Origin of the sequence: Tepidiforma sp., from assembly GCF_034432735.1 — a bacterium.
Taxonomy (GTDB): domain Bacteria; phylum Chloroflexota; class Dehalococcoidia; order Tepidiformales; family Tepidiformaceae; genus Tepidiforma.
Window position 1 is genome coordinate 1 of record NZ_DAOUBJ010000074.1, and the last position, 23,469, is coordinate 23,469.

At 68.0% G+C, this 23,469-nt stretch carries 20 protein-coding genes; 3 read left to right on the plus strand and 17 right to left on the minus strand.

Going from position 1 to position 23,469, the window contains the following annotated elements:
- The 15 genes from VAE53_RS07755 to VAE53_RS07825 form a co-directional block, all read right to left on the minus strand.
- Positions 1 to 185: hypothetical protein (locus VAE53_RS07755; RefSeq protein ID WP_322818798.1), on the minus strand; the 185-nt coding region annotated here is incomplete at its 3' end.
- 50 nt (positions 186 to 235) lie between these two features.
- Positions 236 to 721, minus strand: coding sequence for a GNAT family N-acetyltransferase (locus VAE53_RS07760; RefSeq protein WP_322818799.1), 486 nt, complete (start codon positions 719 to 721; stop codon positions 236 to 238).
- A 12-nt stretch (positions 722 to 733) separates the two neighbouring features.
- On the minus strand, positions 734 to 1,498 hold the full coding sequence (locus tag VAE53_RS07765) for an aminoglycoside adenylyltransferase domain-containing protein (protein WP_322818800.1): 765 nt from the start codon (positions 1,496 to 1,498) through the stop codon (positions 734 to 736).
- Between the two features lie 9 nt (positions 1,499 to 1,507).
- Entirely contained in the window at positions 1,508 to 2,311 is an 804-nt protein-coding gene (locus VAE53_RS07770; protein ID WP_322818801.1) for an alpha/beta fold hydrolase, read from the minus strand.
- A gap of 65 nt (positions 2,312 to 2,376) precedes the next feature.
- Entirely contained in the window at positions 2,377 to 3,381 is a 1,005-nt protein-coding gene (locus tag VAE53_RS07775) for a VWA domain-containing protein (RefSeq protein WP_322818802.1), read from the minus strand.
- Entirely contained in the window at positions 3,378 to 4,301 is a 924-nt protein-coding gene (locus VAE53_RS07780) for a DUF58 domain-containing protein (protein WP_322818803.1), read from the minus strand. Before VAE53_RS07780 ends, VAE53_RS07775 begins: the two co-directional genes overlap by 4 nt.
- Positions 4,298 to 5,248, minus strand: a complete 951-nt coding sequence (locus VAE53_RS07785; RefSeq protein WP_369294039.1) for an AAA family ATPase — start codon at positions 5,246 to 5,248, stop codon at positions 4,298 to 4,300. The genes VAE53_RS07780 and VAE53_RS07785 overlap by 4 nt, the downstream gene beginning before the upstream one ends.
- A gap of 236 nt (positions 5,249 to 5,484) precedes the next feature.
- On the minus strand, positions 5,485 to 7,374 hold the full coding sequence (locus VAE53_RS07790; RefSeq protein WP_322818805.1) for an aldehyde ferredoxin oxidoreductase family protein: 1,890 nt from the start codon (positions 7,372 to 7,374) through the stop codon (positions 5,485 to 5,487).
- A gap of 98 nt (positions 7,375 to 7,472) precedes the next feature.
- On the minus strand, positions 7,473 to 9,839 hold the full coding sequence (locus tag VAE53_RS07795; protein WP_322818806.1) for a CoA transferase: 2,367 nt from the start codon (positions 9,837 to 9,839) through the stop codon (positions 7,473 to 7,475).
- 21 nt (positions 9,840 to 9,860) lie between these two features.
- Complete coding sequence (locus tag VAE53_RS07800) at positions 9,861 to 10,106, minus strand: hypothetical protein (protein ID WP_322818807.1); 246 nt, start codon at positions 10,104 to 10,106, stop codon at positions 9,861 to 9,863.
- Between the two features lie 121 nt (positions 10,107 to 10,227).
- Positions 10,228 to 12,837 (minus strand): Calx-beta domain-containing protein, encoded by a 2,610-nt coding sequence (locus VAE53_RS07805; protein WP_322818808.1) that lies wholly within the window; start codon positions 12,835 to 12,837, stop codon positions 10,228 to 10,230.
- A 289-nt stretch (positions 12,838 to 13,126) separates the two neighbouring features.
- On the minus strand, positions 13,127 to 14,335 hold the full coding sequence (locus VAE53_RS07810) for a hypothetical protein (protein ID WP_322818809.1): 1,209 nt from the start codon (positions 14,333 to 14,335) through the stop codon (positions 13,127 to 13,129).
- Positions 14,336 to 14,339: 4 nt separating this feature from the next.
- Positions 14,340 to 14,828 carry an OB-fold domain-containing protein gene (locus VAE53_RS07815; RefSeq protein WP_322818810.1) on the minus strand — a complete coding sequence of 163 codons (489 nt, stop codon included), beginning with the start codon at positions 14,826 to 14,828 and terminating at the stop codon, positions 14,340 to 14,342.
- Positions 14,829 to 14,881: 53 nt separating this feature from the next.
- Positions 14,882 to 15,646, minus strand: a complete 765-nt coding sequence (locus VAE53_RS07820) for an ABC transporter permease (protein WP_322818811.1) — start codon at positions 15,644 to 15,646, stop codon at positions 14,882 to 14,884.
- Positions 15,643 to 16,632, minus strand: a complete 990-nt coding sequence (locus tag VAE53_RS07825; protein ID WP_322818812.1) for an ATP-binding cassette domain-containing protein — start codon at positions 16,630 to 16,632, stop codon at positions 15,643 to 15,645. The genes VAE53_RS07820 and VAE53_RS07825 overlap by 4 nt, the downstream gene beginning before the upstream one ends.
- Positions 16,633 to 16,801: 169 nt before the next feature.
- Between VAE53_RS07825 and VAE53_RS07830 the strand changes: the two genes are divergently transcribed.
- Complete coding sequence (locus tag VAE53_RS07830; RefSeq protein WP_322818813.1) at positions 16,802 to 17,440, plus strand: carboxymuconolactone decarboxylase family protein; 639 nt, start codon at positions 16,802 to 16,804, stop codon at positions 17,438 to 17,440.
- Between the two features lie 7 nt (positions 17,441 to 17,447).
- Here the strand turns inward: VAE53_RS07830 and VAE53_RS07835 are convergent, their stop codons facing one another.
- A complete protein-coding gene (locus tag VAE53_RS07835) occupies positions 17,448 to 18,179 on the minus strand; it encodes a hypothetical protein (RefSeq protein ID WP_322818814.1) in 732 nt (243 codons plus the stop codon).
- A gap of 60 nt (positions 18,180 to 18,239) precedes the next feature.
- Here VAE53_RS07835 and VAE53_RS07840 point away from each other — a divergent pair, with 60 nt between their 5' ends.
- Both VAE53_RS07840 and VAE53_RS07845 read left to right on the plus strand, forming a co-directional pair.
- Entirely contained in the window at positions 18,240 to 18,494 is a 255-nt protein-coding gene (locus VAE53_RS07840; RefSeq protein WP_322818815.1) for a zinc ribbon domain-containing protein, read from the plus strand.
- Positions 18,495 to 18,523: 29 nt separating this feature from the next.
- Positions 18,524 to 19,918, plus strand: coding sequence for an FAD-binding oxidoreductase (locus VAE53_RS07845; RefSeq protein ID WP_322818816.1), 1,395 nt, complete (start codon positions 18,524 to 18,526; stop codon positions 19,916 to 19,918).
- Between the two features lie 127 nt (positions 19,919 to 20,045).
- Here VAE53_RS07845 and VAE53_RS07850 read toward each other — a convergent pair whose 3' ends face one another.
- A complete protein-coding gene (locus VAE53_RS07850) occupies positions 20,046 to 23,327 on the minus strand; it encodes a UvrD-helicase domain-containing protein (protein ID WP_322818817.1) in 3,282 nt (1,093 codons plus the stop codon).
- Between the last annotated feature and the right edge of the window lie 142 nt (positions 23,328 to 23,469).

Sequence of the window (23,469 nt, forward strand, 5' to 3'; positions counted from 1 at the left end):
TACCGACCCACCGCCGCCCAGCCAACCCACCCCGGTCGCCCCGCCACCAACATCCACCCCACCGCCCCATACCCCGACACCGCCCGCCGACGAACCCGCACCACCGCCCACACCCCACCCAACCGAACCGCCGCCAACCCCCACCCCAGCCAATCCCCTCCCCACCCCGCCACCACTTCCCCCACCCCCCGACGGGAGCATCGCCACCCCCCCAAGCGAATGAGCCGACCCAACCTCAGGGCAACGCACGCCCCGTACCCAGCCGCAGCACCATCACCTCGCCCCCATCCCGAAAACCGAAACGCTCGTACAACGAGCGGCTGCGCGACGTCGGCCAGAGAATCACCGAGTCCACCTCCGCCTCCCGGCAAGCATCCAAGACCGCCGAAAGGAGCGCCGCGCCAGCCCCACCCCCGCGCAGCTCGGGCACCACGAACAGACTCGTCACATACCCGTGGAGCTCCTCCTCCGGGCCAGGATTCGGCACCTTCTCGATCAGCTGCAGCCAGCCACACCCAACCGGCCCCCCATCGTCGTCCACCACCAGCCACGCCATCCAATGCCCCCCACTCGCCAGCCGTGGCTCCATCCACCCCTCCGCCCGAACCACGAAGTCGGCCAGCGGCTCGCTCGCCTGGCCCATCTCCGCCCGAAACAACCAGCGAAGCCGCGCGAGCGCCCCCGCGTCGCCTCGCCCGGCCCGGCGGACCCGCCAGCCCATCACCCCGACCGCCTACTCATCCTCGTCGAGCGAAAGCCGAACCCGATTGATCTCCTCCAGCACCCAAGCCACGAACCGCTCCGCCTGCTCCTGCGTCGGGCCCGTCGTTGCCCGCCCCAAGTGCTGCTTCAACGCCAGCCGCACCGGCATCAGGTTCTTCCGCAGCCGGAAAAACCAATACGAACCCTCCTGCTTGCTCACGAACTCGCCCGTATACGCGTACCGCAGCGCACGGACCGCATTCAGCACCGCATAACCAGGCGTCGCGTTCGCCACCGCCCAGCCCAACTCGTCGGCCATCGCCTCCAACACCCAGCTCCGCGGAATGATCGGGAACATCTCCTCCGGCGGCGGCCCAATGATCGCCCGCCCCTTCTCCCGCGCAACCGCATAGTGCAGCAGCAAGTCCGGGTCGCCCGGATGACCGTGCCCATCGACGAACGTCCGCGCCTCCGGCACCGTACACAGATGCAGCTCGAACGGCGGCGAATGACTCTCAACATCCAGCGACGCATCCGTCACGATGCTCAACTCCAGCCCCGAGCCCGGACACGGCATCTCCGGGTCCATCAACAGCTCGGCCACCTCCCGCTGCTCGTCCTTCGTCAACGGGCGCTCCACCACCGCCAGCATGTCGAAATCCGAACGCTGGTACTGGAACGCGCCCATCGTCGCCGAACCGTGCAAATACAGCCCGATCAGATTCTCACCCAACACCCGGTCCAGACGCCGCCCAACGTCCCGCGAAAACCCCATGATCTTCCGTTGCAAATGCATGCCCGCACCCTACCTCGTTGTGTGACGCTCCAGAAACTCCATCACCGCTCCGCCCGCTTCCTCGCGAAACTCGATGAAGAACCCGTGCCGCCCCCCTTCGACCAATCGTAGCTCCGCCCCCGGTATCCGGCTCGCCAGCAGCTCCGCATTCGCCGTCGGGTTGATCCGGTCCTGCGTCCCGTGGATCACCAGCACCGGCGCCCGGATCTCCGGGAGCCGCTCCCACGTATCGTGCGCCTGGCTCGCCTCATAGTGCAAGCGCCGGACATACGCAGGGAGAGGATTCCGTGCACGTTCGCGCAAAAACTCCAAATACTCCGGGTGCGCCGCCAACCACCCCGGGCTCACCATCTCCTCCGCCAAAAACCTCGCCGCCGCCTCCGGGTCCGCCGGCGGATTCCGCATCGCCTCGTCCACCTCCGGCGGCCGCCGCACCCCGTGGGCATCCCCGGGCGTCGTGCAGCCCAGCACCACCGCCCCCACCCGCTCCGCACCATCGATAGCCAGCCACTGGCAGATACGGCCGCCCATCGAAATGCCGTACACGTGCGCCCGCTCGATACCCAAATGGTCCAGGATGCCAATCGCGTCCGCCGCCAACAGCCGCGTCGTATACCGCGGCTCCGATGGCTTGTCGCTCCAACCCGTCCCCCGGTGGTCGTACACGATCACCTGAAAACGTCTCGCGAAATCCTCCAACACCGGGTCCCACCCATGGTGGTCGCTCCCCTGCCCCGCCACCAGGAGCAGCGGCTCCCCCTCGCCGTGCACCTCGAAATACAGCCGCACCCCGTTGCATACCGCGAACGGCATGCCCGAACCCTAGCGAATCGCCCCCCAGCACGCAATCTCGTTCACACCTCGACGAATGACCGAAATCAGGGAAATCGGTTGAACCACAACAGCCCCAGCGCCCCACCCGCCAGCACCAACACCCCGGCCAACGCTGCCCCCGCCCAGCTCACCTCCGTCCGCTCCTCCTCGTAGCCGATGCGATCCCCCAGGTCGCGATAAATGCTCTCCAGCTGGCTCGCACCAGGAGCCTGGAACGCGCGCCCGCCCGTCAGCTCCGCCACCGCCTGAAGCGTCTCCACATCCGGCGGAACGCGCACCGTCCGCTGCCGCCCCTGCGGATCCGTCACCACGGCCACCCCGTCCGGCGTCCCCAGCGCCACCGCATACACCGGCACGCCAGCATCCGCCGCCAGCTGCGCCGCATCCAACGGCTGGTACGTCCCCAGCGTATTCGCCCCATCCGAGAGCAACACGATCACCGCCGGCGCAGGCTCACCCTCCGCCCGAATCGGAGCCGCCGGATCCGCACCATCCGTCCCACCCCCCGCCATCGCCGCCCGCACCACCTCCACCGCCGTCGCCAACCCATCGCCCATCGCCGTCCCGCCCAGCGGCGTCAGCCGGTCGACCGCCGCGTACACCTGCTCCTTCTCCGTCGTCGGCGGCACGAGCACCGAAACCCCACTCGAGAAACTGATCAAACCGACACGAAACCCCCGCGGCAAGCGGTCCACCAACGTACGAGCCGCCTCCTTCGCCGCACCCATCCGCGTCGGCGCCACATCCGTCGCATTCATCGAGCCCGACACATCCGTCACCAGCACCACCGTCCCCTCCTGCTTCGGCGTCTTCGTCACCAACTGCGGACGCGCCAACGTCAACACCACCGCCGCAATCCCCAACAGATAGAGCACCGGCGGCACGTGCCGCCGCCAGCTCGGGCTCGCCTCCACCACGTTCGCCAGAAGCTCCAAGTTCGTGAACCGAGCCGCATAGACCACCCGCCGGCGCTGCACCAACACGTAAAGCCCGGCCAACAAGGGCACCAACCCCAGCCCGAGCAGCATCCACGGCCACAGAAACGTCATCCAGCCACCCCTTTCTCCAGCAGCCCAGTCGCAAATCGACGCAGCCAGTCGCCCGCCGTCGAGAGCACAATATGGCGCGCACCAGCCCTCGCGATCGCCCGCCCAACCTCGGCGCGCTCCGCCGCCGCTGCCGCCGCGAACCGCTCGCGCAACCTGCGCGAACCCGTGTCTACACGCAGCCGTCGGCCCGTCTCCGGATCCACGAGCCAGAGCTCCCCCACATCCGGCAGCTCTAGCTCGCGCGGATCACCGATCTCCACCGCCACCACATCGTGCCGACCGCACAGCTCCAGCAGTGGCCGTTCCCAGTCCCTCGGACCACGAAAGTCCGAAACGACCACCACCAGCCGCCCCCGCCCAGCCACCCGGTCCACCCTCCGTAGCGCCGCGCCAAGCGAAGCCACCGCCCCCGAGGCAGGCGGCTGTACCCGCAGCGCCAGCAACAACGCCAGCAGCCCCGCACGGCCCTGCGCCGGCCGCGAAAGCCGCTCCCGGGTACCATCGAAAAGATACGTGCCCAACGCGTTCCCATGGCGCGTCGCCACATGCCCCACCGCCAGCGCCACCCCCTCCGCCACATCGTACTTCCGCCGATCCGCCGTCCCGAACGACATCGACGGCGAAGCATCCAGCACCAGCCACGTCGTCAGCACCCGCTCGGCAACGTACTCCCGCACGTGCGGAACCAGCGTCCGCGCCGTCACGTTCCAATCGATGCGCCGCACGTCATCGCCCGGCACGTACTCCCGCACCTGAGCCAGCTCCGTCCCAGCCCCCAGCCCGTGCGAGCGAAAATCCCCCGCCAACAGGCTACTCACGCGCCTCCCCACCGAAACGTCCAACGCGCGCAACACCGCCTCTGGCATCGGGCCCGGGCCCGGCGCATCCGGAGTCGCCCGCCGCCAAAGCAACACGCTCATGCCGTCGCCCCGCTCGCCAGCTCGATCCGCGGCACCGGCACCGCCGCCAGCACGCCATCCAGAATCTGGTCGGCCGTCACCCCCTCGGCCAGCGCCTGGTACGTCAACACCATCCGGTGCCGCAGCACATCCCGCGCCAAGTCGTACACATCCCCCGGGAGCACATACGCCCGACCTCGCAGCAGCGCCACCGCTCGCGCCGCATGGACCAGATTGATGCTCCCCCGCGGACTCGACCCGAAGGCAATGTGCTCCTTGTGTCGCACCAGCCCGTACCGCTCCGGGTGCCGTGTCGCATTCGCCAACGCCACCGCATACTCCGCCACCGCCCGGTCCACGTACACCTCAGCCGTCAGCGCCTGGAACCGTGCCAACTCCTCCATCGGCAGCACCGTCCGCACCTCACCGACCGGGGCCAGCGAGCGCTGCACGATCGCCAACTCCTCCGCCTCGGCCGGATAATCCACCACCACCTTCATCATGAAGCGGTCCACCTGCGCCTCCGGCAACGGGTACGTCCCCTCCGACTCGATCGGGTTCTGCGTCGCCATCACCAAAAAGGGGTGTGGCACCCGGAACGTCTCCAGCCCGATCGTCACCTGCCGCTCCTGCATCACCTCCAGGAGCGCAGACTGCACCTTCGCCGGCGCACGGTTGATCTCGTCCGCGAGCAAAATGTTGCAGAACACCGGTCCCTTCTCCGCAACGAAAGCGCCCGTGTCCGGTCGGTAGATGCGCGTCCCCACTAGGTCGCCCGGGACCAGGTCCGGCGTGAACTGCACCCGGTGGAACGTCCCACCCAGCACCTCCGCCACCGTCTTCACGGTCAGCGTCTTCGCCAGCCCCGGCACCCCCTCGATCAGCAGATGCCCGTTCGCCAGCAGCGCCACCAGCACCCGCTCCAGCATCTGTTCCTGGCCCACGATCACCCGCTTGATTTCGAACATCGCCGCCTCGAAGACCGCATGCGCCCGCGCGGCCGCCTCCTGCCGCGACACATCGTTCCAACTCGTCACACGCACACCTCCCGGGCCTCGCGCCCTTGGCTCACCCCGCTACCGTGCCGCATCGCCCCACAAACGGCGGTAAAGCCCCCGCTCCCAGCTCCACCCCACCCGCAAACAAGCGCCCCTCCCGAATCGACCAGGAGGGGCGCCCCAGACTGCCGCACGAATCGGCCGTGTCAGGCGTGCAGAGCCGCCGCCACGTCCGCCAACCCGAGCGATTCCAGCTTCGCCTTCGAGGGCTTGCAGGTCTCCGTATCCCAGTCGCAGGCCTTCAAGAACTCCACTTCGAGCGTCTCCGTGTCGAGCTTGATGCCCTGCAGCGGGCCGGCGTGCGTCGCCTCCGTCGACTCGCCCGTCACCCGCGGCGGCACGTACCGCTTCCGCGGATTGCCGCCCTCGCGCACCTCGTACGCCATCCGCAGGTTCGCGATCCGTTCGCCTACCTGCATCATCTCGTCCAGGTCCATGTCCCAGCCCGTCACGGCGTTGAACCACGTCGGCATGTTCGCCGTGTTCGCCGCCATCATGATGAACTGGCACATCCCGCCCGCGTTCACCACGTGCATGTACTCGCTGGCGCCTTTGTGGTGCTCGCCGCGCCCACTGTACACCTTGTTGTCCGCCGGCGCCGGCGGAATCTTCCCCAGCCGCTTGTTCCCCTCGTACTGCGTGTGGCGCGCCGGTGTCGGGTCCAGCTTGTACGTCGTGTAGTACTCCGGCTGAAGCTTCGGGTCGTGCATCGGGAGCTCTTCCCCACCGATATGCATCGCGTACTTCTCCGCCCCACGCCCGATCTTCTCCGCCGCCACCTTCACCCCGTCAGCGAACACCGCTGCGATCCCGCGCCGCTCCCCCATCGCCTTCAAGAACGCGATCATCGCATCGGCATCGCCCCACCGCAGCTCGATCCCCTCCGTATCCTCCTTCGTGATGATCCCGTTCTCGTAACACTCGATCGCCATCGAAATCGCCCCGCCCGCGCTGATCACGTCGAAGCCGTACTCGTTGCACAGGTGGTTCGCGTAAATCAGCGCATCCGGATCCGCCACCAGATTCATCGTGCCGAACGCTGCCATCGCCTCGTACTCCGGCCGGTGCGTGTGGTGCGGATACGGATATTTCGGGTTCGTCGACTCCTTCGATTCCGCCCCACAGGCGATCGGACAACGCCAACAGCCGTACGACTTCTCCATTCGCGGGTTGATCTGCGAACCGCCATCGATCTGCTGCGCCTGCGGAAAATCCACAATCCCGACGCCGCCCCAGTTCTTCACCGGGCTGTCCCCATTCAGCGCCGACATCGCGGTAATCCCCGTCGTGCCGAAATTGTGGAAGAAATCCTTCAGCGGCTTCACGAACTGATCCAGATTCTCCCGGAGCATCTTGATCGTCTCCGGCGTCTGGCTGATCACCTTCCGCTCCGCCAGCACCACGACCGCCTTCAACCGCTTCGAACCCATCACCGCCCCGACGCCCGACCGCGCCGCCAGGCGGCCATGGTCGTTGCACACACCACTGATCAGCGAGAGATTCTCCCCCGCCGGACCGATGTTCGCCACGCTCGCACGCTTCCCGTGCCGGTCCTTCAGCGCCATCTCGCTTTCGATGGCGCCCATCCCCCACAGGTCGCTCGCGTCCCGCAGCTCGTACCGATCGTTATCGATCAGCAAGTAGACGGGCTTCTCCGACTTCCCGAAGAACATGATCCCGTCCCAGCCAGCGAGCTTCAGCACCCCGCCGAAGTCGCCACCACAGTTCGCATCCCCCCAACCGCCCGTCAGCGGGCTCTTGCACACCACCTGCCAGCGCTGCCCGAACAGGGGCGTCCCCGTCAGCAGCCCCGCGAACATCCCGAGCATATTCTCCGGGCCCAACGGGTCCGCACCCTTCGGAACCCGGTCCCAGAGCATCCGAGCCCCGATGCCGTACCCGCCCAGGTACTGCCGATAGAGCGATTCATCCGGGTGCTCCACCGTGATCTCACCCGTCGTGAGATTCACGTTCAGCATCTTGCCGTTGTAGCCCTTCTCCGCGAGGGCACCGTTGGTCGCTGTTGCTGTCGTCAACTCCCTTTGCCTCCCTGACGCTAGTTGCGCCTGCTGCGCCTTGCATCGTTGCCGGTTTCACGAACGCTCGCAATATGCTTATCCCGGCATATCGCCCCCTACCCGAGCCCGGCCGCCAGCCGGGCCACCTCCTCCTCGCCCACCCCCAACACCTCCAGCAGCACCTCCATCGAATGCTCCCCCAGGCACGGCGCCGGCCGCCGCGGCCCGCTCTCGTACCCACTGATCACGAACTGATGCCCCTCGTACGGCACCTGCCCCATCTCCGGATGCTCCAGCGGATGGAAAAACCGCCGATGCCCAAGCTGCGGATCCCGGAGCAAATCGCTCGACCGCTTCACGAACCCCGCCGCCACCCCCGCCCCCTGAAGTCGCTCCATCAGCGCCATACCGTCCCGCCCCGCCGTCCACCCCGCCACCAGCGCGTCCAGCTCCGCGCGACCCTCCAGCCGACCCGCCGCAGTCGCCCACCGCGCGTCCCACACCCACGCCTCGTCCACCACCGCCGCGAAGCGTTGCCACGCCGCGTCATCCTCCACCGCGATCGCGATCCACTCGTCCTCGCCCGCCACCGGATACGCGCCATGTGGTGCCATCCTCGGGTCCGCATTCCCAGCTCGCCGCGGAACCTTCCCGTTCACCTGGTACTCCACCAGCTCCGGCGCCAGAAAGTGCAGCGCAGCCTCCATCTGCGCCTGCTCGATGCGGCATCCCTCGCCCGTCCGCCTCCACCGGTCCACCGCAGCCATCACCGCCGTCGCCAAGAAGCGCGGTGCAATCGTATCCGTATACGCCGTGAATGGACCCGAAGGCGGCCGGTCGTCCCAGCCCGTCACCTCGTAGAACCCGCTGATCGCCGCCGCGTGATTACCATAACCCGCGAGCGGCGCGGCCGGCCCCGTCTGCCCCATCAAACACGTCGAAACGTAAATCACATCCGGGTTCAGCTCCTTCGCCGCCTCGTAACCCAGCCCCAGCGAATCCATCGTCCCCGGCGTGAACGACTCCAGCACCACATCCGCCCACCCGATCAGGCGCCTCGCGATCTCACGCCCCTCCTCAGTCTTCAGATTCACCGCAATCGAACGCTTCGACGTATTGAACGCCCCGAAAAACTGGCTCCGGTTCGGACCGAACACCCCGTCCTTGAACGGACCCGCAACCCGCAAACGGTCCGGCGGGCTCGCCGTCTCCACCCGGATCACATCGGCACCATGGTCGCCAAGGTACTTTCCCGTGATCGGCCCGACACCGATCCACGAAAAATCCGCCACCTTCAGCCCTGCGAACGGCAGCGTCCCCTCCGCCTCCCCGCCCACCGGCCTCCGCTCCTCCCGGTCCGTGATCGCATCCAGGCCTGTCACCTCCTCGACCCGCGTCCCGAACACCAGCGGATCGCACGCCGCCCGCACCCACGGGCCCGGCGCCCTCACCACCACCCCCGGCCGCACCTCCAACTCGCGCCAGTACTCCCGCGCCTTCAAGTGAACGAAGTCCAGAATCTCCGGCACCGTCGTCACCGGCGCGAACGTCACCCCGCTCTCCAGCCCGATCTCCAACAGCTCACGCTTCGTCCGCGTCTCGAGCCACCGCTGAAGCGCGTCCAACACCTCCTCGTACGAGTACCGGAGCGGCTCCCCGGCCAGCACCTTCATGTCGTACCGTGCCCACTCCTCACCCTCCAGCCACTCCTCCGGAACGATGCCGTCGCGCACCAGCCACCGCATCATCGGCACGAGCGTCGCCCCATTCCCCAGCACTACCACCTCCCCATCCTTCGCCCGGTACACCATCGGCAGCGTAATCGTCCCGAGCTGGAGCGCCGTCCCCGCCCGTTCGAAATCCTTCCCCTGAATGGCGTGCGCGATCATCGCCTGCAGCCCCGTCCAGAACACCGCAGCCTGCACCGAGACATCCACGAAGCGCCCCACCCCGGTCCGCTCCCGCAAATGATGCGCCACCATCGCCCCGACCGCACTCTCCGCCGCTGCATGATGCCAACATTGCGGCACCGAGACCCGCACCGGCGGCCGGTCAGGATCACCGTTCAACGCCATCATCCCGCCCATCGCCGCCAACACCAGGTCCGTCGTCCGATAGTCCGCGTACGGCCCGTCCTGCCCGAACGGCGTCGTCGCCACGTAAACCAACCCCGGATTCACCGCCCGCAGCTGCTCCCAACCCAACCCCTGTGCCGCCATCGCACCCGGCGGCGCGTTCTCGAACAGAAAATCCGCCGAGCGCACCAACTCCAAAAACCGCTCACGATCACCCGCTTCCCCAAGGTCCAACGCCACCCGGCGCTTCCCTCGGTTGAACACCGCATAGCGGAGGGCATCCGCAGGATCCGGCTCGAAGCCCGGCGGCTCCACCCGCACCACCTCCGCGCCCAGATTCGCCAGCATCAGCGGACCCAGCGCCGCCCGACTATCCGTCAGGTCGATGACACGGTAGGGGCTCGACATGCCCATCGACCCACCCCGCCCTCACTTCTCGAGCCGGTCGAGCCGGCCCATCAGCTTCTGGTCGATGGCAACGTGGCGCAAAAGCTCCCACCCCACGATCCCCACGCCAGCAACGATCCCGCCCGCTACCGCCAACCACCCCGTATCGTTCGCCGCCCCAATCCCGAGCAACACCGCGCCGACCCCTGCCACCAGTGCGCCAGCCGCCGAAGTCGCGTGCCCAGCCTCCTCCCGATGAACCCGGCTCACCCAGTCCCAGCCGTCCATGGGAACCTCCTCGATAGTCCGAATCGACCCGAACTATAGCAGCTCGCGCGGCCATCCGAACGATAACCCCACCAAAAAACGGGCCGCATGCGGCCCGTTTTTTTGGTTGCCCTCCGTCCGCCTAGTTCGCCGGCGCGTCCCACGTCACCACCGACGGTGCCGTCGGCCGCAGCGCGATGAAGTACGCCACCCCGGCCCGGAAGGTCGTGAAATCGTTCACCCTTGGGTCGTCGTCCGTTCCCGGGAAGTACCCGCCCCAGGTCTGGCTCGGCGCATCGAACAACCAGATCGCACCCACGAGCGACCCAATGTTCGTCGTCCCCTGCTGCGTCCCACCGATCGCGTCGCGGATCGGCTTGTTGTCCGCGCCCGTCCACACGATGAGCGTGAACGTCCGATACAACGAATACCGAATCGTCCCGGTCGAAGTGACCGTGAAGTTGTCCGCCGCGGTGTTCGCACTCGTCCCGCCAGCGTTCGTCACCCGCACGTCCACCACCCCCGGGGAGACGCCCGCAGGCACGGTCGCCGTAATCTGCGTGCCGCTCACCACCGTGAACGACGCTGCCACCCCTCCGAACGTCACCGAGGTCGCGCCCGTGAAGTTCGTCCCCGTGATCGTCACCGTCGTACCGACCGGCCCGCTCGTCGGCGAAACGCCCGTCACCGTCGGGACAGGCGTCCCCGTACACGTAAAGTCATCCGCCACCGTATTCGGGCTCGTCCCGCCTGGCGTCGTCACCCGCACGTCCACCACCCCCGCCCCCTGCGACGGAGCCACCGCCACCAACTGCGTCGGCGACACATACGCGAACGTCGCAGATACCGCCCCGAACACCACCGACGTCCCGCTCGAGGTGAACCCCGTGCCCGTGATCTGCACGGTGGTTATCCCGTTGCACGCCCCTTGCGACGGCGAGAGCGACGCGACCGTCGGCCCTGTCGTGTAGACAAAATCGTTCGCCGAACCAGTCGTCACGTTCGACCCGATCGGCGTCGTCACGATCACTTCCACCACCCCCGCGGCATGCGGCGGCGTCACGCACGTGATCACCGTCGCGCTCACCACCGTCAGCGACGTGCACGGGATGCCGTCGAAGGTCACCGATGTCGCACCCGTGAAATTCTGCCCGCTGATCGTCACCGTCGTGCCGCCCCCCACCGGCCCCGCCCCGGGGCTGATCGACGTGATGACCGGGATAATCGTCGAATCGCTGATCGTCAGCGTCGCCTGATTCGGCGTCCCCAGCACCGCGCCCCCCGTCGGGTTGCTCAGCTGGAGGACCACCGTCTCCGACCCCTCGGTCAGCGTGTCCGGGATCGGCGTCACCGTGAACGACTTGGATCCCGTCTCCCCGTTCGCCCAGCTCAGCGTGCCCGACACCGACGTGTAGTCCACCCCCGCAGTCGCCGTGCCCCCGGTCACCGAGGCGAAATCCACCGTCACCGCGCCCACCGAGCCACCCGTCCGCGTCACCGTAATCGTGATCGGCCCGCCGGCCTCCGTCCCCACGAACGTCGCCGAGCTGAACTGAATGCTCCCCGTCCCGTCGTCATCGGTGATCGTCAGCGTCGCCGTCGATTGACTGCCGAGTGTCGCCCCCGTCACGCCGCTCAGCTGCAAATTCACCGTCTCCGGGCCCTCGATCAACGTGTCCTGCAAAATCGGGATCGTGCAGAACTTCGTCGTCGAATCGCCATTCGCCCACGAAAGCGTCTGGTTCGTCACCGTCGTGTAGTCCGCACCCGCCGTCGCCGAACCACCGGCCACCGTGCTGCAGGCCACGCTCGCCGCGCCCGTGCTCCCGCCCGTCCGCGTCACCCCAATCGTGGCCGTTCCCACCCCCTCGCTCACCGAATAGGTCGCCTGCGAGAACTGCACCGTGCCCGTCCCGTCGTCATCCACGATCGTGACCGTGTGCTGAGTCGTCGTCCCCGCTCCTCCACCGAAGCCCGACGCACCCACCAAAGCCAACACGATCGTCTCGTTCGACTCCGTCACCGTATCCCCCACCACCGTCACCGTGCAGTTCTTCGGTCCGGAGTCCCCCGGATTGAACGTGATTGTCTGGTTCGAAAAGGAGTAGTCCGTCCCACTCCCCGTCGCTGTCGAGCCGCTCCCGAGCTGGCAGATCACGCTATCCGTCCCAGCCGTCGACCCGACCCGCACAACCGCCACCCCAACCACCTGGCTCCCGCTGTTCCCTTCCGTCACGCTCGTAGCCGCCGTTTGGAACGAATACTTCGGCGGCCCATCGTTATCGAGAATCGTCAGCGTGAACGCGTTCGGGCTGCCCACCACCCCGCCGCCAGTGACCGACTGAATTGTGAACACCACCGTTTTGTCGCCCGTCGTCGAATCGTCCGCCGTAGCCAGGCAGCCTCCGTACACGCCCGGGTCGATCGTTCGGTCCAGAACCCCCGGCAAAAACGTCACGTACATGCTGCCGAAACCCGATACATCCGCCGGGTTCCCAGACGTCAGCGCCACCTGCACCTGCTGCGTGCCCTGCGAGCCCCCGCTCCGGTGAATGTTGATACACGCCGCCTGGCCCTCCACGACCGAGCCGCTCGGAAGCGCAACCCCAGCCGTCGTCGCGAACGAAAACGACCCGTTCGTCGCCCCATCCGCGACCGTCAGCCTCGTCCCCAAAGCACCGGCCAGCAAAACCACCAAGACGAACAACAAGCTTCGCCGCACAAAATAGCCCGTATCGCTCACTCTTCCCATGTGCACACCTCCTGGAGCTTCTTGACGTCCGCCCGCCGCCATCGTGTTCCTGGCGCGCAGCTCGCCCTAACTCTACCCGCACTGTCAACCGCCGACACCAGCCTCCCGGGCCTGCTCCATCTCCACGGCACCACCATCACCACCCCGGCTCGACGCCGTCCGGCGCCTCGCCCCCGCCATGGACGATGCCCGCGTCGCCATCGCAACCCGAACCGTGGCACCAGTGGCCCTTCTCGCCCAGCACGCCCCATCGCCGCCGGACACCAGCTCCCTCCGCGCGCTCCCTCCCTCAATCCGCCACGAGAATCAGCGTCCCCGTCGTCGAAAGGCTCCCACCCGTGCCGTTCACGATGCACGAACGCGCGTTCACCTGCTTGCCGGGCAGCCCCGTCACCCCATCTTCGGCCGTCCGCGAGAGCTGACGGTAAGCCTCCACCAGCAACTGCATCCCGTACATCCCCGAGTGATTGAACGAAAGCCCACCCCCGTTCGTGTTGATCGGGAATTTGCCGCCCGGTCCAGCGCGCCCGTCCTTCCAAAGCAGGAATCCCTCCCCCCGCGGAGCGAGACCCAGCATCTCCGCCGTAATCCCAGCCGTTATCGTGAACGAGTCGTAGATCATCGCCATCTCCATGTCCTCCGGCCCCATCCCCGCCATCCGATACGCCGCCGCAGCCGAAGCGGCCGCCGAAGTCGCCGTGAAGTCCTCCATCTCGAGCATGTTCTGGTGGCCCATGCTCTCGCCCGCCCCCGCGATCCACACCGGCTTCGTCTTCACGCTCCGCGCGATCTCCGGCCGCGCCACCAGCACCGCCCCGCCGTAATCCGTCACCAGACAGCAGTGCAGCAGCGTCAGCGGCCAAGCGACCACGCGCGAATTCTGCACATCCTCCACCGTGATCGGCCCGCCGCCCGGATTCGTCTCCTTCGAAAACATGATCGCCCGCGGATTTAGCATCGCCCACTGCCGCGTCACCACCGCAATGTGCGCAAAATCCTCCGGCGTCGAACCGAACCGGTAGTTGTGTCGCGTCATCGCGTGCGCGTAATTCGAAGGCGCCCCCGCGACCCCATAGATCGCCTGGTGCTGCTGCCCCGGGTCCCACGGATCCGGGGCCCCGCGCGGCCGTCCCGTTCCCCGTCCCCCCGTCGCACGCGCCGACCATCCGTTCTCCCCGTGGCTGATGAGCGCGACATCGATGATGCCCGCGTGGATCGCCGCCAGCGCATGGTGCACATGCATCTCGAACGAACAGCCCCCCACCGACGTCGTATCGATGTACTTCGGATGGAGCCCCAAGTGTTCCGCCAGCTGGCTCGACCAGCCCGCACTGAACACCCCGTCGATCCGCGAAATCGGGATCCCCGTCTGTTCGCTCACGTTCTTGATCGCTTCGATATGGAGCTGAAGCGCCGTCTTCGGCGTCGATGGGTAGCCAATCTCGTCGGCCTCGGCCGCCCCGACGATCGCTGCCGCACGGGAAAGCGCGCTCGGCATCGCCTTACTCCTCCACCACGCGCCAGAACGGGATGCTCACCTCGTCCGTCGCGCGTTCGAACTCTACCCGCACCCTCGCCCCGATCCGGATCGTCTCCGGCCGCATCGGATCCACCCCGCGGAGCACCGTGAACATCCGGTCACCCTCGTGCAGGTCGATGTACGCCGTCACGAACGGCACCTCGTCCGCCCAGCCCCCGAAAGCACGATGCTGGACCGCGAACGTGTGAATCCGCCCCTCGCCCTTCGCCTCGATCCATTCGATCTCGCGCGAATGACAAAACGGGCAGAGCAACCTCGGGTACCAATGCACCCGGTTGCAGGTCGTGCAGCGCGGTAGCATCAGCCTCCCCGCGCGCGCACCCTCCCAGTACGCCCGATGAACCGGGTCGGGCTCCGGAATCGGCTTCGAATAGGCCATGTCGGTGGCGTACCCCTCCTTCGTTCCGGGCGCCAACCGGCCTGGCCGCGCCCGCGTCCTCGTAGCCCGCACGCTACGAACGCCCCCCACCACCGTCAACTATCCGGACGGCCAGCCAGCCGCCCCTAGCGCTGCACCCTCCCCCGCAACGCCAGCAGGGTGAGCGTCAGCGTTGTCACCGCCACGCCCGCCACCGCCGCGCCCCCCTTCGCCAGCGCCGCCGCATCCCACCCATCCGTCACCAACGAGCGCATCCCAACCAGGATGTAGGTAACCGGGTTAAGCTGCGCCACCACCTCCAGCCAGGTCGCGAAAACCTCCAGCGGCGCGAACGTCGGCGCCAAAAACAGCAGCGGAAAGAACAGGATGAACCCGGCCTGCGCCGCCTGCGGACTCCCCGTCTTCAGCGCAATCGCCACGCCAAACCCCGCATATGCCACCGTGAACGCGAACGTCGCCGCCAAGAGACACACCACCCCGAGCACGCCCGTCTCGAATTCCGAACCGTAGACCAACGCCACCACGACGATCAGCATCGCCAGCACCACTGCCTTCAGGCCGTCGGCCACCATTCGGCCGAGCACCAACGCCAGCCGCGGCGCCGCGGTCAGCGAAAGCTTCTCGAAATATCCCGACTGGATGTCCAGCGTCATCGCCAGCCCAGCCCCGCTCGCCACACCCGCCGCCCCCTGGAGCACCGCAACCGGCAGCTGAAACCCCTTGTAATCGGCCACCCCGAATGCCTCCGCCGCCACCGACCCCACCGCCCCAACCGTCACGAAATAGAAAAACAGCGGAATGAACATGTTCGCGAATTCGTCCGCCGGCTGCCGGGCAGACCGGCGCAGTGCCCGCAACGTCAAAAGCCAAGTCGCTTGGATCAGATTCACCGCGTGCCCCCTCGCTGCGTCCCCACAGGCGTCGGCACCTGCACCGCCTCCAGATGATGCCCCGTCACCTGCAAAAACACGTCGTCGAGTGTCGGCTGTTGCAACACCAGCGACTGGGCCGGCGCACCAGCGTCGTCGAGCGCCCGAACGATCGCCGCCACCGCGGCCGCTCCGTTCGCCAGATAGACCGCCACCTCGTTCCCCGTCCGCAGCACCCGCTGCACCCCCTCGAACCGGCCAAGCGTCGCCTCTCCGCGCATCGCTGCCGCCTCGTCCTCGAACGTCAGCGTCACCGCGTCCGCCCCGATGCTCGCCTTCAGCTCCGCCGGCGAACCAGCCGCCACGATCCGGCCGCGCTCCATGATCGCCACCGTGTGCGCCAGCCGGTCGGCCTCCTCCAAATACTGCGTCGTCAAGAAAAACGTCACCCCACGTTCCCGGTTCAACACCTCCACGTACCGCCACACCGCCTCGCGCGAAATCGGGTCGAGCCCCGTCGTCGGCTCATCGAGAAACACCACCCGCGGCTCGTTCACCAAGGCGCACGCCAGATCGAGCCGCCGTTTCATCCCGCCCGAATAGCCCTGCACCGGCCGGTCGGCCGCATCCGAAAGCCCTACCACCTCCAGCAACTGGTTCGCCCGCTCCCGCGCCGCCGCGGCACTCAACCCGAACAGCCGCCCCTGCAGCACCAGCAACTCGCGGCCAGTCTGCAACTCGTCCAGTCCCACCTCCTGGAGCGCCACCCCGACCCTTCGCCGCACGGCCGCCGGCTCGCGCTGCACATCCAACCCCGCCACCCGGGCAGTCCCCGCCGTCGGCTTCAGCAACGTCGTCAGCATCCGGACCGTCGTCGTCTTTCCCGAACCGTTCTGCCCGAGAAAGCCAAAAATCTGCCCCTCCTCCACCGCCAGGTCGATGCCATCGACCGCGCGGATGTCCGGACCAAAATGTTTCGTCAGCCCAATCGCCTCGATAGCCAGCAATCTGTCCCTCCAACGCCCCGGTGAGCAGGAGCGCACCATCGAGCGTAGCAGCCCGTCCCCGCAGCGTGGCGCTCCAGCCCACGCATTCCTGCCGACCCATGACAGCAGAAGAATCCGCTATGATGCCGCCCCGGCGTCCGCCGTCGGACAGCACTCAGAGGTCCTCCCCATGCCCCGTCTCCGCCAAGTCCCCAAAGCCGAAGCCGCTCCCGAAGCCCTCGCTGCCTACCAGCGCCTCTTCGGAGACCGCGACCCCGTCGCCGAGCCCGGCACCGCAACCGGTACCCCAGGCAACTGGTGGACCGTCTTCGCCCTCGTTCCCGACATCCTCGTCCACGCTCAGGACGGCTTCGCCCTCCTCGCCAGCCGCCGCCGGACGCTCACCCCCTTCCAGCGCGAACTCGCCCTCGTCCGCACCGGCTACCTCGGCGCCAGCCAGTTCGTCTACTCCCAACACTGCAAAGCCGCCCGCGCCGCCGGAATCCCAGAAGAAAAGCTCGCCGCCATCCCCGCCTGGCAGACCGCCGACATCTTCGACCCCTCCGAGCGCGCCATCCTCGCCTACACCGACGAACTCGTACTCCAGGACGGCCGCGTCCACGACGCCACCTTCGCCGCCCTCCGCCGAGCCCTCCCCGACGAAGCCATCCTCGAACTCTCCTACGCCGTTGGCACCTACCGCCTGCACGCAACCATCTGTCGCGCCCTTCGCCTCGAATACGACGATATCGAGGAGCGCATCGTCGAGGTCCCCGCACCCGGCCAGAGCGGCGCAATCGACGTCATGGGGCAAATCGCCCGGCAGTAGCCCCCGCCTAATCCGCCGCCCCACCCGCCGCGATGTGCGCCTGCCAATAATGGTTGCACTTCGCCACCACCGTGATCACGCTCTTCACCTCGTTCTTCAGGCGAAACGAAGGATGCGCCGGTACCAACAGCCGCTCCTCGTCGCAACGGGCGTCCACATTCTCCAGAATGATCGAAGCCGCCATCCAAGCAGCCATCTTCTTCGAGCGGCACGTCACCGCCAGCCAACCCGGCTCCGCCGGCTCCGAGAACAGCCCCGTCGTCTCGAAAATCCCCCGCCGGATCTCCGCGATCGCGTCGATCTCCGGATTCGCCGGTACCTCCAAAGGATTCTCCACCGCCCGCAACGCATCCTCCGCGCCCCGATGCGGCGGGCCCCCGTAGAGCGCCAGCTCGCAAAACCCCTGCCACATCGCACCCCAGTCCGGCCGCCCATCCTCGCGGAAAACGAACGGCGCCGAGCTCATACTCGCCGCCTTCGACGTCGGCGGCGCAACCAACCGCACCTCCCAGCCCCCTGCCTCCGCGAGCACGTCCAGCGTCGCCTCCAGCGCCGCCGACCTCGAACTCGCCAGCACCACCGGCGAACCGATGAACCCCGAGAACGACCGACACAACTCCTCCACATCCACCATCGCCTCCGTTGGAAACCCCTCGTGCACCAGCACCGCCAACGTCGGCCGCCCAAACCCGGCGCCCTCTCCTACGTCCGCGAAACTCGAAACTGCCTGCTCACTCATGCATCATATTTTGCAAGAACTTGCAGATGCAGAAAACTGCAGCAATCCCCGGAGGACCCAATGCCCCTCTACGACTACCACTGCAACCGTTGCGGGCTGGACTTCGAAGTCTCCCGCAGCATCAGGGACTCCGACGTCCCCGCCGATTGCCCAATGTGCAACATCGCCGCCCAGCGCGTCTTCACCCCACCCATGATGACCTTCACCCGCGGCGCTGCCCGCGAGTCCCTCCACAGCCCGCCTACCCCCTCCAGCTCCCGCTGGTCTCACCACGGCCATAGCCACGGCCCCGGCACGAAGCCCCACTCCCACTGAGGCACGCCACCCACGGTAGACTTCCCAGCGTGGACCCAACCCTTCGCGCCCGCCTCCAACGGATCGTCGGGCCCACCCACGTCATCCACGACCCCGAAACCCGCGCCTCCTACGAAACCGACTGGACCCGCCGCTTCAGCGGAACCGCCGCCTTCGTCGTTCGTCCGGCAGATACCAGCCAAGTCGCCCGCGTCCTCCAATGCTGCCGCGAAGCCGGTGTTCCCCTCGTGCCCCAGGGCGGCAACACCGGCCTCGTCGGCGGTAGCGTCCCCCGCTCCGGCGAAGGCGTCCTCTCGCTCCGCCGCCTCGACACCATCGAAGACTTCGACCCCGTCGCCGGCGAGGTCACCGTCGGAGCTGGCGTCACCCTCGAACGCCTCCAGCAGCACGTACGCCCTGCCGGCTGGGACGTCGGGGTCGACCTCGCCTCCCGCGCCTCCGCCACCATCGGAGGCATGGTCGCCACCAACGCCGGCGGCGTCCGCGTCATCCGCTATGGCCCCATGCGCCACCAGCTCATCGGGCTCGAAGCAGTCCTCGCCGATGGCGCGATCCTCTCCCGCCTTCCCGGCCTCCTCAAAGACAACACCGGCTACGACCTGCCAGGCCTTCTCGCCGGCAGCGAAGGCACCCTCGCCGTCATCACCCGCGTCCGCCTCCGCCTCATCCCCAACCGCCCCGCTAGGGCCGTCGCTCTCATCGGACTCCCCTCGGTCGCCGCAGCCCTCGAAATCGTCCGCGCCGTTCGTGCCGCCGCCCCCACCCTCGAAGCCGCAGAGGTCTTCTTCCCCGAAGGCCTCGCGCTCGTCCTGCGCCACACCGGCCTCCGTGCACCCTTCGCCCGACCCTACCCCTGCTACCTCCTGCTCGAATGCGCCGGTGCCACCGACCCAGCACCCGCACTCGCAGCCCTCCTCGAACCCCTCGTCGACCCAGCCGCCGCCCTCCTCGCCACCGACCGCCCCGACCGCGACCGCCTCTGGGCCTACCGCGAACGCCACACCGAAGCCATCTCCGCCGAAGGCATTCCCCACAAACTCGATGTTACCCTCCCCATCGGCCGCCTCGCCCAATTCGAACGAGAGGTCCGTTCACACCTCGCCGCCCTCGCCCCATCCGCCCGCCCGATCCTCTTCGGCCACGCCGGCGACGGCAACCTCCACGTCAACCTCCTCGGCCTCCCACCGGACGACGAAACAGCCGACGACGCCGTGCTCCGCCTCGTCGCCTCCCTCGGCGGCTCCATCAGCGCCGAACACGGCATCGGCATCGCCAAAAAACCCTGGCTCCACCTCACCCGCTCCCCCGCCGACCTCCACGCCATGCAGGCCATCAAACGCGCCCTCGACCCTGCCGGCATCCTCAATCCAGGCGTCATCTTCGACCTCGACCACACCGCCCCCGCCCCCGATCACTTGCCATAGAGCGGGGCATCCCCGCTCCCGGCACGCCGCCGAACTTCCCCCACCATCGCCCGTTCCCCCGCCGTTTCGTTCCAACCCCTCGCCCGGCGGGGCGCCAGCCGCGAACCCAGCGCACATGCCTCCCCACTCAGCCACGCGCCGAGCCCACCAACCCTTGCGCCAGCCCCAGCGCCTCCACCTTCGCCCCTTCCAGGTCCTCCACCTCCCGGTCCACCCGCGGCTCCGTAAAAACGAACACCACCCGCGCAACCGGCCTGCCGACCGCGCGCTCGGCAGCGAGCGCGTAGACCGCTCCCTGAAGCCGGTACCGCGCCATCGCCACCGCCACCTCCTCCGGGCCGCGCAGCGAGTCCGTCTTGTAGTCCACGATCACCAGCCCATCGGGCCCCTCGTAGACCAAATCGATGAACCCCTCGATCACCACGCCACCCACCTCCGCACCCACGTACACCTCCCGCCAGAACCGGCCGCTCGCCGCGGCAGCCCGCACCACCTCCGAACCGAGAGCCCGCTCCGCCAGCCGCTGGACCTCCTCGGCGCGATCCGCCACCCCCTCGGCCTCCGCATGCGCCAGCGCCGCAGCCTCCAGCCCCTCCCCCGTAGCGAGATCGATGCTCTGCAGCACAGCGTGCACAGCCCGCCCGATCGACGTGCCCGCCCGCCCCTTTCGCCACGGCTCCCCGGGCGGCGCCATCGTCTCCTCCCCCTCCTCCGGGACCTCCGGTGCCGCCGCCCGTGCCACCGCCGTACCGGCCACCACCGGCGCCTTCGCATACCGCGCCACCACCTCCTCCCGCCTCCGTAGCCACTCGTCACGCGGCGGCACCGCATGGAACCTCGCCACCTGCTCCTCCGAAACCTCACCCACCGCATCCCAATCCTGCCGCCCTAACTCCTCCCAGCTTCCCGCTGGCGCAACCTCCAACGCGGCCTCCACCTGGCTCGCGAGCGAACCCCCGTCCCGCCGCTTCGTCCGATAGAGCGAGACCGCCAGCGCCCTGGCAGCCCGCGTCACCGCCACGTACAACAGCCGCACATCCTCCGCCGACTGGTGAAACTCCTCCTCTTGTTCCAGCTCGGCCGCCCCCGCCGTCGCGAAGCCATCCTCCCTCCCCCCACAGCGCACCTCCGGCAGGCGCCCGCTCCCCTCCGGCGGCCAAAAAACCGAAACAGTCCGGTTCGGCCGCCCTTCCTTGCCCAAGCCCGTCACGAAAACCACCGGAAACTCCAGCCCCTTCGCCGCATGGATCGTCATGATCCGCACCGCGTCATCATCCGGCTCCGAGACAATCGCCTCGTTCACCTGGACCTCCTCCTCCCGCTGACGCTCCAGCCAGTCCACGAACTGCCGCAACGTCCCCACCGCACCCCGCACCGTCAGCGAGCGTGCCATCTCCGCCAGCAGCCGATACCGTCGCCACGCCTCCCGCGGCCTCGGGTCGCCCACCGCCACCAACAAGAGATGGCAGTCCCCTACCACCCGCTCGATCAGCCCCGCCGCGCTCATCCCCCAACGCTCCCGATGCCAAAGGGCCAGCCGTTCGAGCGCCCTCCGCACGCGCTCCGGGCTCTCGGCCGGCGGCGCAGCTTCGTACGTCCAACGTCCCCCGGCGCGAACATGCGCTGCCAACTCACCATCCTGGCAGGCAAAGAGCGGCGAACGCAGCGCCGCCACCAGCGCCACCTGGTCCGTCGGGTCGTCGATCGCCAACAGCACCGCCGCCAGGTCCCGTGCCTCCTCCGATGCGAACAGCAGCGAGCGACTCTCGATGCGGTACGGAATGCCGCGGTCCGCCAGCGCCCGCTCCAGAGCCCCCAGGGTCGTTCGCCGTGGAAGGAGAATCGTGATGTCCCCGAATCTCGTACCCCGCTCCTCCCCCGCCCAATTCTCCGCCCGCGCCCGGAGCACTCCGAGCGCCACGTCCCGCGCCTCCTCCTCGTCCACCTCCGCCGCCGACCGCTCCCGCATCCCGCCGAAAACCCGCACCGGCACCCCGACCGGCGCGTCCTCCCGCACATCCAGCGGCACCCACGGCGCCTGGTATCCCCCCGCGCCATCGCCCGCGAACAGGCGCCCGCAGACCGCATTCACCCAACGCACGATCGCCCGCGTCGAACGAAAATTCGTCGTCAGCTGCTCGTGCTCCGCATCGAAAGCGCCCTTCGCCGAAAGATAAATGCGGATGTCCGCCCGCCGAAAACGGTAAATCGATTGCTTCGGGTCCCCCACGAAAAAGAGCCGGCCCTGCGCCACCGAGGCCTCCTGCCAGGCACACACCTCCCCAGGTTCCCCCGCAATGAGCGCCGCCAGCTCCACCTGCAACGGATCCGTATCCTGGAACTCATCGACGAGCAGATAGGCGAACCGCCGGTGCAAAGCCCGGCGAACCTCCGCATCTCCGCGCAGCAGATCCACCGCCAGCACCAACAAATCGTGGAACGTCACCCGACCCGCCCGCCGTCGCTCCTCCGCATACTCCAGCGCGAACGCCTGAATCCTCGGCAAGAGTCGGGCCAGCGCCCACGAACGAATCTCCCCGAGCCAAGCCTCGTAGGCCTCCTTCACTCGTACCAGCGGCCTCCCCTTTCCCACCCCCGTCTTGAACCGCGGCGCCCGCGTCGCTAGCGTCAGCATCTCCACCAGCCGTCGCTCCCGCTCGCCACTGCCCGCAGCCAAGTACCGCCCATAGGCGGCCGCCAGCCGCTCCGCGAACGACCGCAACTCCTCGAGATGCGTCGCCAGCTGAGGAGTCGTAGCCTCCGGCTCGATGCCGTCCAGCAGCTCCAGCAGTGGAGGCTCCCAGTCCGGCTCCACCCTCGGAAGCTCGAAACCCCCCACGCGCAGCCGGTCCCAGTTCCGGGCGAACTCGCGGGCCAGCCCCCGCACGTGCCTTGGCTGCAACCTCAGCGTATACGCCAACGCTAGCGGCCCCCGCGCCCCCTCGTCGCTCTCCAGCGCGTCCAACAACCGCCGGAGCTGCTCCCGCAAATCGATCTCCTCCTCCGCCTCGTCGAGCACATCGAACTCCGGCGGCAGCCCCGCCTGCACCGGATACGAAGCAAGGATCCTCCGCGCGAACGCATGAATCGTCTGGAACGAGGCCCCATCCAGCCCCTCCGCCGCCCCCCGACATCGCCGCCGCGCCACATCGCCCCACGAAGCGAACGCCCCGCTCCCTTCAGCCGCCTCCTCCAGACGCTGCCGAACCCGGTCCGACAACTCCGCCGCCGCCTTCTCCGTAAACGTGATCGCCGCGATCTGCTCGACGCTCGCTCCCTCGGCAACCAGCCGCACGATCCGGTCGACCAGCGCCGTCGTCTTCCCCGCCCCGGCGCCCGCCTCCACGAACAGCGTCTCCCCCGTCGCACCCACCGCCCGCTCCCGAGCCGAGGCATCACGCAGCCCCATCTTCCCCCTCCCCATCCTTGCCCTCCACGACCACCGCAACGAACGCAGCCAGCCGCTCGTCCACCCGCAGCCGCTCCCAAAGACGGTCCCGTTCACCTCCGGGGCACACCCGGTCGAACGGGCAGAACTGGCAATTCGTCCA